This is a genomic window from Streptomyces sp. NPDC017095 (assembly GCF_044332325.1).
In the GTDB taxonomy this organism is placed as follows: domain Bacteria; phylum Actinomycetota; class Actinomycetes; order Streptomycetales; family Streptomycetaceae; genus Streptomyces.
Map to the genome: position 1 here is coordinate 339,198 of NZ_JBIROU010000010.1, position 12,882 is coordinate 352,079.

12 protein-coding genes are annotated in these 12,882 nt (G+C 70.7%); 9 read left to right on the forward strand and 3 right to left on the reverse strand.

The genetic code is table 11. From position 1 onward, the window contains the following. The first annotated feature begins 155 nt into the window (after positions 1-155). Entirely contained in the window at positions 156-1,655 is a 1,500-nt protein-coding gene (gene eccD, locus ACH4OA_RS22335) for a type VII secretion integral membrane protein EccD (RefSeq protein ID WP_397940580.1), read from the forward strand. 72 nt (positions 1,656-1,727) lie between these two features. Here the strand turns inward: eccD and ACH4OA_RS22340 are convergent, their stop codons facing one another. Further along, positions 1,728-2,021 (reverse strand): DUF397 domain-containing protein, encoded by a 294-nt coding sequence (locus ACH4OA_RS22340; RefSeq protein ID WP_397940557.1) that lies wholly within the window; start codon positions 2,019-2,021, stop codon positions 1,728-1,730. 267 nt (positions 2,022-2,288) lie between these two features. On the opposite strand from ACH4OA_RS22340, the gene rpsO reads away from it, so the two are divergent. The 5 genes from rpsO to ACH4OA_RS22365 all read left to right on the forward strand — a co-directional run bounded on the left by rpsO (position 2,289) and on the right by ACH4OA_RS22365 (position 7,782). Then, complete coding sequence (gene rpsO, locus ACH4OA_RS22345; protein ID WP_365876131.1) at positions 2,289-2,576, forward strand: 30S ribosomal protein S15; 288 nt, start codon at positions 2,289-2,291, stop codon at positions 2,574-2,576. A gap of 343 nt (positions 2,577-2,919) precedes the next feature. Further along, entirely contained in the window at positions 2,920-5,163 is a 2,244-nt protein-coding gene (locus ACH4OA_RS22350; protein WP_397940559.1) for a polyribonucleotide nucleotidyltransferase, read from the forward strand. Beyond that, positions 5,160-6,539, forward strand: coding sequence for a M16 family metallopeptidase (locus ACH4OA_RS22355; protein ID WP_397970367.1), 1,380 nt, complete (start codon positions 5,160-5,162; stop codon positions 6,537-6,539). The genes ACH4OA_RS22350 and ACH4OA_RS22355 overlap by 4 nt, the downstream gene beginning before the upstream one ends. 26 nt (positions 6,540-6,565) lie before the next feature. Next, a complete protein-coding gene (gene dapB / locus ACH4OA_RS22360; protein WP_397940563.1) occupies positions 6,566-7,318 on the forward strand; it encodes a 4-hydroxy-tetrahydrodipicolinate reductase in 753 nt (250 codons plus the stop codon). Positions 7,319-7,329: 11 nt separating this feature from the next. Beyond that, positions 7,330-7,782, forward strand: a complete 453-nt coding sequence (locus ACH4OA_RS22365) for a tetratricopeptide repeat protein (RefSeq protein ID WP_365882989.1) — start codon at positions 7,330-7,332, stop codon at positions 7,780-7,782. Positions 7,783-7,845: 63 nt separating this feature from the next. Here ACH4OA_RS22365 and ACH4OA_RS22370 read toward each other — a convergent pair whose 3' ends face one another. Beyond that, the gene (locus ACH4OA_RS22370; protein WP_397940567.1) at positions 7,846-8,400 is read right to left on the reverse strand and encodes a hypothetical protein; all 555 of its coding nucleotides are present in this window, start codon (positions 8,398-8,400) and stop codon (positions 7,846-7,848) included. A gap of 103 nt (positions 8,401-8,503) precedes the next feature. Then, entirely contained in the window at positions 8,504-8,740 is a 237-nt protein-coding gene (locus ACH4OA_RS22375) for a hypothetical protein (protein ID WP_397970370.1), read from the reverse strand. Positions 8,741-8,928: 188 nt separating this feature from the next. Here ACH4OA_RS22375 and thyX point away from each other — a divergent pair, with 188 nt between their 5' ends. The 3 genes from thyX to ACH4OA_RS22390 all read left to right on the forward strand — a co-directional run bounded on the left by thyX (position 8,929) and on the right by ACH4OA_RS22390 (position 12,618). Then, positions 8,929-9,666, forward strand: a complete 738-nt coding sequence (thyX, locus tag ACH4OA_RS22380; RefSeq protein ID WP_397949153.1) for an FAD-dependent thymidylate synthase — start codon at positions 8,929-8,931, stop codon at positions 9,664-9,666. Positions 9,667-9,877: 211 nt separating this feature from the next. After that, positions 9,878-10,777, forward strand: a complete 900-nt coding sequence (dapA, locus tag ACH4OA_RS22385) for a 4-hydroxy-tetrahydrodipicolinate synthase (RefSeq protein ID WP_397940571.1) — start codon at positions 9,878-9,880, stop codon at positions 10,775-10,777. A 155-nt stretch (positions 10,778-10,932) separates the two neighbouring features. Beyond that, positions 10,933-12,618 (forward strand): ribonuclease J, encoded by a 1,686-nt coding sequence (locus ACH4OA_RS22390; protein WP_397940572.1) that lies wholly within the window; start codon positions 10,933-10,935, stop codon positions 12,616-12,618. Positions 12,619-12,882 lie beyond the last annotated feature (264 nt).

Below are 12,882 nucleotides of genomic sequence, written 5' to 3' on the forward strand. Positions count from 1 at the left end.
AGGCCGGAATACCCGGGCAAACCCCTCAGGGAAGAGGCGGCGGAACCCCGGAATCCCGGTCTGCGGCACCCGGGTCGCCGCGCACCGGGCAAACCGGCACGGGACCTTCACGACACAGACGCACCACCACCACTGAGGGGGAGCAGCAGGTGAGCATGACGGCCGCCGCCACCGGCGGACCCGGGACGGGAGCACCTTCCGGGTCCGGCACCGGACTCGGCTTCTGCCGGGTCACCATCGTCGCGCCGGACAGCCGTATCGACGTGGCACTGCCCGACGACGTCCCGGTCGCCGACCTCTGCCCGGAGATCCTCCGGCTGTCCCGGCAGAGCCCCGAGGCCGGCGCCCCGGTCGGCTACCACCTGGTCCGCACCGACGGCACCGTGCTGGACAGCGCCCGCTCCTTCGCCGCCCAGCGCATCCTCGACGGCGAACTGCTCACCCTGCGCCCGTTCGCGGAATCCCTGCCGCCGGCCGTCTTCGACGACGTCGCCGAGGCCGTGGCCTCCTCCGTCACCAAGCAGCACAAGCTGTGGAGCGGCGACCTGACCCGGGCCGCCGGCCTCGTCGGCGGCGGCGTGCTGCCCGCACTGCTCGCGTTCGTCGCCTGGACCGCCGACCCGCGCCACGACATGCACGGCCTGGCCGGCATCCTCGCCGCCGTCACCGGCGTCCTCCTCGTCGTGCTCTCCGCCGTCCGCGCCCGCGTCTACGACGACCGCGGCTCGGCCGTCGCCCTCGGCCTCGGCGCGCTGCCCAACATCGGCGTCGCCGGCAGCGGACTGCTGCCGCTCGCCGCCGGCGAGGGCATCGGCAGGCTCCAGTTCCTGCTGGCCTGCGCGGCCGTCCTCGTCGCCGCCCTGATCCTCGCCCTGTGCTCACCGCACGGCGACGGCCCCTTCGTCGCGTTCGTGTTCGCCTCGGCCCTCGCCCTGGCCGTCGTCTTCGTCGCCACCCTCACCGGCTGGGCGCCCCGGGAGACCGCCGCCCTGTGCGCGCCCGTCTCCGTCGGCGCGCTCGCCTTCCTGCCCGGCATGTCCATGCGGTTCGCCCGGCTGCCCATCGGCTTCGAGAACCCCAGCAGCGGCGCACCCCGCCCCGCCTACGGCACCGAGTCCGCCCCCCAGGAAGCGGTGGACACCGAACGCGTCGAGGCGCAGGCCCGGCGCGGCCACGAACTCCTCGTCGGCCTGGTCGGCGGCTGCGCGCTGCTCGCCGTCGGCGCGTCGGCCGTGCTGGGCTTCTCCGACGACGTCTGGGCCCAGCTGCTCGCCCTCGCCACCGGGGTCGCCCTGCTCATGCGCGCCGGCCTCTTCCGCTACACCGCCCAGGTCGCCCCGGTGCTGGCCGCCGGCCTCGCCGCCCTGGTCCTGCTCGGCCTCGGCCTCGCCCTCAACCCGCCGCAGCACATCATGCGCGCCGCGCTGGCCGGAGACCGCACCGACCTGAGCATCCGCACCATCTGGCTGATCGCGGCGATCGCCCTGGCCACGGCCCTGGTCACGGCCCTCGGCCTGATCCTGCCGCGCGGCGGACCGACCCCGTTCTGGGGCCGCTTCCTGGAGATCGGCGAGGGCTTCGTCCTGCTCACCCTGATCCCGCTCGCTCTGGCCGTCTTCGACGTGTACGCCAAGGCGCGCGCCATGACCAGCTAGCGGACGGACGCGGGAACGAAAAAGGGGCGGCACGCGCGCGTGCCGCCCCTTTTTCGTTCCCGTGCGGGCCGCTCACTGCACGTCCAGGCCCCCGTTGTGCGCCATCGGCTTCAGATCGAACTCGCCGTCCCGCGCTCCGAGCACGAACGCGTTCCACTCGGCCTCGGTGTAGCGCAGCACGGTGTCCGGGTCGAGGGAGGACCGCATCGCCACCGCGCCGCCGGGCAGGTGGGCGATCTCGACCCGCTCCTCGTGCTCCTCCGTGCCGGGCGCGCTCTGCCACTCGACGCCCGAGATGTCGAGCGCGTACAGCTCGTCGCGCTCCCGCTCCTTGCGCGCCTTGATCTCCGCTTCCGATTCCGCCATGTGCGGCGACCCCTTCCCGAGATAGGTACGGTCCCGGCGCTCACCCTAGTGGCGCACACCGGGCCGCCAGGACGGTTCGGCGACCCCGCGCAAGGCGCCCGCCGTCCCCTGGTACCCTGAGTGACGGCCGTTCGTGTACGCACCCCCGGAACCCTTGCCGTTCTGGAGGCCGCGCCCAGCGGATCCCCGCCTCCCGAGTAACGGAAGCTCCCCCGCGATGCAGACCGGGGGCACTCGGTGGCCGTTCACAGACTATGAGGAGTATGCGTGTCGCTCGACGCCGCCACGAAGAAGCAGATCATCTCCGAGTTCGGTGCCAAGGAGGGTGACACGGGCTCCCCCGAGGTCCAGGTCGCTCTGCTCTCCCGTCGGATCTCCGACCTGACGGAGCACCTCAAGACCCACAAGCACGACCACCACTCCCGCCGTGGCCTGCTGATCCTGGTCGGTCAGCGCCGCCGGCTGCTGCAGTACCTGGCGAAGAAGGACATCCAGCGCTTCCGTGCGCTGGTCGACCGCCTCGGCATCCGCCGCGGTGCGGCGGGCGCCCGGTAGGACGCCATGAGGGGAGCGGTTTCCCGGCAGGGCCCGGGGACCGCTCCCTTTGCCGTATGCGGGGCCCCGCCGCGCATCCGGTGAGTAACCGTCGTCCGTTGCGGGAACGTGCGGAGTGTCACTCACGCTTTGTAGTGTGGTAGCACAACGCAATACGGACGACACAGCAGGATAGGAAGAGGAGAAGCGCGCCCAGTCGCCGCCGGTCCTCGGTAGTGGCCCCCGGAGAAGCGAACCCCGGGTGCTTCGATCGAAGACCGGCCCGCACCGCACGGAGCGCCTCTCCATCACCGTCCCCCTGCCACACGGGCAGCCAAGGGACGAAGACGAGGAGAAAACGCTAGTGGAGAACGAGACCCACTACGCCGAAGCCGTTATCGACAACGGATCCTTCGGCACCCGCACCATCCGCTTCGAGACGGGCCGCCTGGCCAAGCAGGCCGCCGGCTCCGCCGTGGCGTACCTGGACGACGACACCATGGTGCTGTCGGCCACCACCGCCTCCAAGAACCCCAAGGACCAGCTCGACTTCTTCCCCCTCACGGTGGACGTCGAGGAGCGGATGTATGCCGCCGGCAAGATCCCCGGCAGCTTCTTCCGCCGCGAGGGCCGGCCCTCCGAGGACGCGATCCTCACCTGCCGCCTCATCGACCGCCCGCTGCGCCCGTCCTTCAAGAAGGGCCTGCGCAACGAGATCCAGGTCGTCGCCACGATCATGGCGCTCAACCCCGACCACCTGTACGACGTCGTGGCGATCAACGCCGCGTCCGCGTCGACGCAGCTGGCCGGCCTGCCCTTCTCCGGTCCGATCGGCGGCGTCCGCGTCGCGCTGATCCGCGGCCAGTGGGTCGCCTTCCCGACCCACACCGAGCTGGAGGACGCCGTCTTCGACATGGTCGTCGCCGGCCGCGTGCTGGAGGACGGCGACGTCGCGATCATGATGGTCGAGGCCGAGGCCACCGAGAAGACCATCAAGCTGGTCGAGGGCGGCGCCGAGGCGCCCACCGAGGAGGTCGTCGCCTCCGGTCTGGACGCCGCGAAGCCCTTCATCAAGGTCCTCTGCCGCGCCCAGGCCGACCTCGCCGCCAAGGCCGCCAAGCCGGTCGGCGAGTTCCCGATCTTCCTGGACTACCAGGACGACGTCTTCGAGGCCCTGGCCGCCGCGGTCAGGCCCGAGCTGGCCCAGGCGCTCACCATCGCCGGCAAGCAGGACCGCGAGGCCGAGCTGGACCGCGTCAAGGCGCTCGCCGCCGAGAAGCTCCTGCCGGAGTTCGAGGGCCGGGAGAAGGAGATCTCCGCCGCGTACCGCTCGCTCACCAAGCAGCTGGTCCGCGAGCGCGTGATCAAGGAGAAGAAGCGCATCGACGGCCGCGGTGTCACCGACATCCGCACCCTGGCCGCCGAGGTCGAGGCCATCCCGCGGGTGCACGGCTCCGCGCTGTTCGAGCGTGGCGAGACCCAGATCCTGGGTGTCACCACCCTCAACATGCTCCGCATGGAGCAGCAGCTGGACACCCTCTCCCCGGTGACCCGCAAGCGCTACATGCACAACTACAACTTCCCGCCGTACTCCGTCGGCGAGACCGGCCGCGTCGGCTCCCCGAAGCGCCGCGAGATCGGCCACGGCGCCCTCGCCGAGCGCGCCCTCGTGCCGGTGCTGCCCACGCGCGAGGAGTTCCCGTACGCGATCCGCCAGGTGTCCGAGGCCCTCGGCTCCAACGGCTCGACGTCCATGGGCTCGGTCTGCGCCTCCACCATGTCGCTGCTGAACGCCGGTGTGCCGCTGAAGGCCCCGGTCGCCGGCATCGCCATGGGCCTGATCTCCCAGGAGATCAACGGCGAGACGCACTACGTCGCCCTCACCGACATCCTCGGTGCGGAGGACGCCTTCGGCGACATGGACTTCAAGGTCGCCGGCACCAAGGAGTTCGTGACCGCCCTCCAGCTCGACACCAAGCTGGACGGCATCCCGGCCTCCGTCCTGGCCGCGGCCCTCAAGCAGGCCCGCGACGCCCGCCTGCACATCCTCGACGTGATGATGGAGGCCATCGACCGGCCCGACGAGATGAGCCCGCACGCCCCGCGGATCATCACCGTCAAGATCCCGGTCGACAAGATCGGTGAGGTCATCGGCCCCAAGGGCAAGATGATCAACCAGATCCAGGAGGACACGGGCGCCGAGATCACCATCGAGGACGACGGCACGATCTACATCGGCGCCGCCGACGGCCCCTCCGCCGAGGCCGCCCGTGCCACGATCAACGGCATCGCCAACCCGACGATGCCCGAGGTCGGCGAGCGGTACCTGGGCACGGTCGTCAAGACGACCACCTTCGGCGCCTTCGTCTCCCTGCTGCCCGGCAAGGACGGTCTGCTGCACATCTCGCAGATCCGCAAGCTGGCCGGCGGCAAGCGCGTGGAGAACGTCGAGGACGTCCTCGGCGTGGGCCACAAGGTCCAGGTCGAGATCGCCGAGATCGACTCCCGCGGCAAGCTGTCCCTCATCCCGGTGATCGAGGGCGAGGACGGCGACGCGGCGTCCGACAGCGGCTCCGCCGCCGGTGCGAAGGACGACGCCGAGCAGTGACGTCCCGTAGCTCCGAGGCGACGGCCCGCCCCTCTTCGGAGGCGCGGGCCGTCGCCCGTACCCAAACCCTGATCAAGGGAGCAGGCGGCATCGGCACGGTCCGCAAGACCACCCTCCCGGGCGGCCTGCGCATCGTCACCGAGACCCTGCCCTCCGTCCGCTCCGCGACCTTCGGCATCTGGGCGCACGTCGGCTCCCGCGACGAGACCCCGGCCCTGAACGGCGCCACGCACTACCTGGAGCACCTGCTCTTCAAGGGCACCGAACGCAGGTCGGCGCTGGACATCTCCGCCGCCCTCGACGCCGTCGGCGGCGAGATGAACGCGTTCACGGCCAAGGAGTACACGTGCTACTACGCACGCGTGCTCGACACCGACCTGCCGCTCGCCATCGACGTGGTCTGCGACATGCTGACCGGCTCGCTCATCCGCGAGGAGGACGTCGACGTCGAGCGCGGCGCGATCCTCGAAGAGATCGCGATGACCGAGGACGACCCGGGCGACTGCGTACACGACCTGTTCGCGCACACCATGTTCGGCGACAACGCACTCGGCCGCCCGGTCCTCGGCACGGTCGACACGGTCAACGCCCTCACCGCCGACCGCATCCGCCGCTTCTACAAGAAGCACTACGACCCGACCCACCTCGTGGTCGCCTGCGCCGGCAACGTCGACCACGCCAAGGTCGTCCGCCAGGTCCGCGCCGCCTTCGAGAAGGCGGGCGCCCTGCGCAGCCCGGACGCACAGCCCGTCGGCCCGCGCGCCGGCAGCCGTACGATCCGCGCCGCCGGCCGGGTGGAACTGGTCGGCCGCAAGACCGAGCAGGCGCACGTCGTCCTCGGCATGCCCGGCCTGGCCCGCGCCGACGACCGCCGCTGGGCCATGGGCGTGCTCAACACCGCCCTCGGCGGCGGCATGTCCTCCCGCCTCTTCCAGGAGGTCCGGGAGAAGCGCGGCCTCGCCTACAGCGTGTACTCGTACACCTCGGCGTTCGCCGACTGCGGCCTGTTCGGCGTCTACGCCGGCTGCCGGCCCAGCCAGGTGCACGACGTGCTCAGGATCTGCCGCGACGAACTCGACCAGGTCGCGCAGAACGGCCTCTCGGACGACGAGATCGCCCGCGCCATCGGCCAGCTCAAGGGCTCCACGGTCCTCGGCCTGGAGGACACCGGCGCGCTGATGAACCGTATCGGCAAGAGCGAGCTGTGCTGGGGCGAGCAGATGTCCGTGGACGACATGCTGGCGAAGATAGCCGCGGTCACCCCGGACGAGGTCCGCGAGGTCGCCCGGGACGTCCTCGGCCGGCGCCCGTCGCTGTCGGTCATCGGCCCGCTCAAGGACAAGCAGGCCGCCCGGCTGCACGACGCGGTCGCCTGAAACACCACCGGTTAGGAAGCAGGAACATGAGCAAGCTGCGCGTGGCGGTCCTCGGTGCCAGAGGCCGGATCGGGGCCGAGGCGGTCAAGGCGGTCGAGGCCGCCGGTGACATGGAACTGGTCGCCGCCCTCGGCCGGGGCGACAAGCTGGAGACGCTGGCGGAGACCGGCGCCCAGGTCGCCGTCGAGCTGACCACCCCGGACTCGGTCATGGACAACCTCGACTTCTGCGTGCGCCACGGCATCCACGCCGTCGTCGGGACGACCGGCTGGACCGACGAGCGCCTCGCGCGGCTGCGGGGCCGGCTGGCCGAGTCCCCGGAGACCGGCGTGCTCATCGCGCCGAACTTCTCCATCGGGGCCGTGCTGACCATGAAGTTCGCGCAGATCGCCGCGCCGTACTTCGAGTCGGTCGAGGTGGTCGAGCTGCACCACCCGAACAAGGTGGACGCCCCCTCGGGTACCGCCACGCGCACCGCCCAGCTCATCGCCGAGGCCCGCCGGGCGGCCGGCACGGCCCCGGCGCCGGACGCCACGGTCACGGCCCTCGACGGCGCCCGGGGCGCCAGCGTCGACGGCGTCCCGGTGCACGCCGTCCGGCTGCGCGGCCTGCTCGCCCACCAGGAGGTGCTGCTCGGCGGCGAGGGCGAGACCCTGACCGTCCGGCACGACTCGCTGCACCACAGCAGCTTCATGCCGGGCATCCTGCTGGGCGTCCGCCGCGTGGTGACCGCTCCGGGCCTCACCTTCGGCCTGGAACACTTCCTGGACCTGGGCTGACGAACACTGCCATGCGCGCGAAGATCACCTACCTCGTCACGGCCGCCGTCCTGGTCTTCTACTTCGTCCTGGTCGGCAGCCGCGGCGTCCTGCTCATCCAGGCCGGCACGCTCCTGACCGTCACGTTCGGCGTGGCGGTGCTGATCCTGCCGGTCATCGGCGTGTGGTTCCTGTGGAAGAACACGCAGTTCGTCCGCAAGGCCAACCGGCTGGCCGCCGCACTCGACGCCGAAGGCGGTCTGCCGGCCGACGAACTGCGGCGCCTGCCCAGCGGCCGGATCGACCGCGACTCTGCGGACGAGGTCTTCGCCGCGCGCAAGGCCGAGACCGAGGCGTCCCCCGACGACTGGCGCTGCTGGTTCCGCCTCGCCGTCGCCTACCACGACGCCCGCGACACCCCGCGGGCCCGCAAGGCGATGCAACGCGCCATCGCCCTGCACGAAAACCGCCCCGTCCCTTCCTGACCCCACCTCGCGCGGGCGGGGTGGCCCAGGCCCCGGGCCCTGCCGGCCCGTTGCCCTTCTCCGTCAGCCGCGTCCGTGTTCCGCCGCCCACGCCTCCACCAGGTCCGCCGCCCGGTCGAAAGCCATCGGGCGGGCCAGGAAGTCCAGGCTGTGCGTGGTGAGCAACGGCGGGGTGTCCGCGGCCGGCCGGTCCTCGCGGACGAGCGCCAGCGCCTGCCCCTGCACCGTGCGCGGCAGCCCCAGCCAGCGCACCGGCTGCTGCACCGTCCGCACCGACACGACCCGCGCCCACGGCACCGTCCGCGTCGCCAGGAAGCCGGTCCGGCGCAGCCCCCGCCGGCTCACCCACACGCCCATGCGCAGCAGCCGCAGCGCGCCCGCCACGAACGCCAGGCCCACGACCAGCACCACGGCGGCCGTGGGCACGGCACCGGTCAGCGCGGTCAGCACCGCGGCCAGCAGCACGAACGAGGCGAGCAGCAGCCACAGCGCGGCCGCGCCCACCCGCCACGGCCCGAGCCGGTACGGGCGTCGCCAGCGGTCTGGATCGTCGTACGGCAGCGCGCTCTCGGCCGCCGTCTCGAAGGTGCGGTCGGCCGTCAGGAAGGGCAGGGGCACGGCTGTTCCTCACTCGGTCCTCGCGTGGACGGTGTCCGGTGAGGCTATCCGGCCGTGATCCCGCCCACCAGCGGTGAGCGTCCGGAAGGAGGAGGGCCCCCGGTCAGTGCCCCGGGGACGCCTGGGACTGCCGGACCGGCGTATCGGACGGCGTGGAGAGCGCCGGCGTCCCGACGGCGAGGGCACCCACGACCCCGGCGACGAGAGTGAGGCCCAGCAGCCAGCGTCCGGCGAGTTCGCCGAGGGACGCCCGCTGCCGGGGCGGGGGAGTGACATTGCTGCGGAACCGGTCGGCCTCGGCCAGGAAGGCGAAGGGCACGGGCTCGCGCCTACGGAACATCGTGACTGCCGCTCCTTTCGGGGAGAGAAGATCGAACATGCGCGCCTCACCGGTAAAGACGCCCGAGTGACGCAAAAGGTGCCCCATGTCCGGAAAAAATCGTGAGGAAGGGCGCCGCTCGTTCCGTGCCGTCTGCCCCGTACAGTGGGCGCGAACCTCAAGCAGCACTGGGAAGGACCTGCCCCACCGTGACCCGCACCCCGGACGACATCAAGATCGACTTGCGCAGTGACGTCACCGTCGAACTGGTCAAGCACAGCGCGGCCGACGCCGACGTGCTCTTCGCCGCCCGTGTGTCGACCGTCGGGGAGCAGTCCCTGGACGAGCTGAACAAGGACCCGGAGCGCTCCAAGGGCCTCATCAACTACCTGATGCGCGACCGGCACGGCAGCCCGTTCGAGCACAACTCGATGACGTTCTTCGTCAGCGCCCCGATCTTCGTCTTCCGCGAGTTCATGCGGCACCGCGTCGGCTGGTCGTACAACGAGGAGTCCGGCCGCTACCGCGAGCTCCAGCCGGTCTTCTACGTCCCCGACGCGTCCCGCAAGCTGGTCCAGCAGGGCCGCCCGGGCAAGTACGTCTTCGTGGAGGGCACCGAGGAGCAGCAGGCGTCGGCCGGACAGGCCATGGAGGAGTCCTACCGCCAGGCGTACGCGGCCTATCAGGAAATGCTCGCCCAGGGCATCGCCCGGGAGGTCGCCCGCTCGGTGCTCCCCGTCGGCCTCTACTCCTCGATGTACGCCACCTGCAACGCGCGCTCCCTGATGCACTTCCTCGGCCTGCGCACCCAGCACGAGCTGGCCAAGGTGCCGTCCTTCCCGCAGCGGGAGATCGAGATGGTGGGCGAGAAGATGGAGGCGGAGTGGGCGAAGCTCATGCCGCTGACGTACGCCGCCTTCAACGCGAACGGCCGGGTGGCCCCGTAACGGAGCCGTACGCCCCCGCCGGGAACGGACGTACGCGTCAGCCTCGCGAGGTGTCCGTATTGCGGCATTAAGAGAAGTTCATCTAGCCTGATCAAACGGACCCGGCACTGCTTGAACCCCCGAGCAGGCAGTGCCGGGCTCCGCCTTTGTCCTGACTTTCCCGGCACCCCACGGGCACAGCGCCCGACCGGCACCGAGTAGCGTGTTACCCATGGCTCCGACCTCGACTCCGCAGACCCCCTTCGGGCGGGTCCTCACCGCCATGGTCACGCCCTTCACGGCGGACGGCGCACTCGACCTCGACGGCGCGCAGCGGCTCGCCGCCCACCTGGTGGACGCAGGCAACGACGGCCTGGTCGTCAACGGCACCACCGGCGAGTCCCCCACCACCAGCGACGCGGAGAAATCGGATCTGGTACGAGCCGTCCTGGAGGCCGTCGGAGACCGTGCCCACGTCGTCACCGGCGTCGGAACCAACGACACCCGCCACAGCGTCGAGCTGGCCCGCGAGGCCGAGCGCGTCGGCGCCCACGGCCTGCTGCTCGTCACGCCGTACTACAACAAGCCCCCGCAGGAGGGCCTGTACCGGCACTTCACGACCGTCGCCGACGCCACCGGCCTGCCGGTCATGCTCTACGACATCCCCGGCCGCAGCGGCGTCCCGATCAGCACCGAGACGCTCGTCCGGCTCGCCGAGCACCCGCGGATCGTCGCCAACAAGGACGCCAAGGGCGACCTCGGCCGTGCGAGCTGGGCCATCGCCCGCTCCGGCCTCGCCTGGTACTCCGGCGACGACATGCTGACCCTCCCGCTGCTGTCCGTGGGCGCGGTCGGCTTCGTCTCGGTCGTCAGCCACCTCGTCACCCCGGACCTGCGCGCCCTGGTGGACGCGTTCACCTCCGGCGACGTCGTCAAGGCCACCGAGATCCACCAGAAGCTGCTCCCGGTCTACACCGGCATCTTCCGCACCCAGGGCGTCATGACCACCAAGGCCGCCCTCGCGCTCCAGGGCCTGCCGGCCGGACCGCTGCGCTCGCCCATGGTCGAGTGCTCGCCCGAGGAGATCGCCCAGCTCAAGATCGATCTTGCCGCGGGCGGGGTACAGCTCTGACAACAGACTTGGCACCACACGGGCTTCACAACTGAATCGAAAACCGCAGACGCAGGCCACCGGTGCCTGCGCGTTACCAACAACTGCTTCTGCACGAACGTCATGCGCGCCACGTGCCCGACCGGTACGTGGCGCGCGTGTGTGAGGAGAGTCTTTTGAGTCATCCGCATCCTGAACTCGGCCCGCCCCCGCCGCTCCCCGAGGGCGGCCTGCGGGTCACCCCGCTCGGCGGCCTCGGCGAGATCGGCCGGAACATGACCGTCTTCGAGTACGGCGGCCGCCTGCTGATCGTCGACTGCGGAGTGCTCTTCCCCGAGGAGGAGCAGCCCGGAATCGACCTGATCCTGCCCGACTTCTCGTCCATCCGGGACCGCCTCGACGACATCGAGGGCATCGTCCTCACCCACGGCCACGAGGACCACATCGGCGGCGTCCCGTTCCTGCTCCGCGAGAAGCCGGACATCCCGCTGATCGGCTCCAAGCTGACCCTCGCCCTGATCGAGGCCAAGCTGCAGGAGCACCGGATCCGGCCGTACACCCTGGAGGTGGTGGAGGGGAACCGCGAACGCGTCGGACCCTTCGACTGCGAGTTCATCGCAGTCAACCACTCCATCCCGGACGCGCTGGCCGTCGCCATCCGCACCCCGGCCGGCATGGTCGTGCACACCGGCGACTTCAAGATGGACCAGCTCCCGCTGGACAACCGCCTCACCGACCTGCACGCTTTCGCGCGGCTGAGCGAGGAGGGCATCGACCTGCTCCTCGCCGACTCGACGAACGCCGAGGTCCCGGGCTTCGTCCCGCCCGAGCGGGACATCTCCAACGTCCTGCGCACGGTCTTCGCCAACGCGCGCAAGCGGATCATCGTGGCCAGCTTCGCCAGCCACGTCCACCGCATCCAGCAGATCCTGGACGCGGCGCACGAGTACGGCCGCCGGGTCGCCTTCGTCGGCCGCTCCATGGTCCGCAACATGGGCATCGCCCGCGACCTCGGCTACCTCAAGGTCCCGCCGGGCCTGGTGGTGGACGTCCGGACGCTGGACGACCTGCCCGACCACCAGGTGGTCCTGGTCTGCACGGGTTCCCAGGGCGAGCCGATGGCGGCACTGTCCCGCATGGCCAACCGGGACCACCAGATCCGCATCGTCGACGGTGACACGGTCATCCTCGCCTCCTCGCTGATCCCGGGGAACGAGAACGCGGTCTACCGCGTGATCAACGGCCTGACCCGGTGGGGCGCCGACGTCATCCACAAGGGCAACGCCAAGGTGCACGTCTCCGGCCACGCGTCCGCGGGCGAGCTGCTGTACTTCTACAACATCTGCCGCCCCAGGAACCTGATGCCGGTCCACGGCGAATGGCGCCACCTGCGGGCCAACGCCGAGCTGGGCGCCCTGACCGGCGTCCCGCACGACCGGATCGTCATCGCCGAGGACGGCGTGGCCGTCGACCTGATCGAGGGCAAGGCCAAGATCTCGGGCAAGGTCCAGGCCGGATACGTCTACGTCGACGGTCTCTCGGTCGGCGATGTCGGCGAGCCGGCGCTGAAGGACCGCAAGATCCTCGGCGACGAGGGCATCATCTCGGTGTTCGTGGTCATGGACTCCTCCACCGGCAAGATCACCGGCGGCCCGCACGTCCAGGCCCGCGGCTCCGGCATCGACGACTCGGCCTTCGCCGACGTGCTCCCGAAGGTCACGGAAGTCCTGGAGCGGTCCGCCCAGGACGGTGTCGTGGAGCCCCACCAGCTCCAGCAGCTCATCCGCCGGACCCTTGGCAAGTGGGTCTCGGACACGTATCGCCGCAGGCCGATGATCCTGCCGGTGGTTGTGGAGGTCTGACGGTCCGTCCGTGCCGACCGGGAGCGGGCCGCCTCGATTTGCATCGAGGCGGCCCGCTCCAGTACGTTTACGGCTCCGCCCAACCGGGAACCCGAGCACATCACGTGCTGCACACGGGAAGTCCGGAGCGGGTGGGAAATCCGGCTCAGAACTTCTGATAAAGTCGGAGCCGCCGGAAAGGGAAACGCGGAAGCGGGAACCTGGAAAGCACCGAGGAAATCGGATCGGAAAAAGATCTGATAGAGTCGGAAACGCAAGACCGAA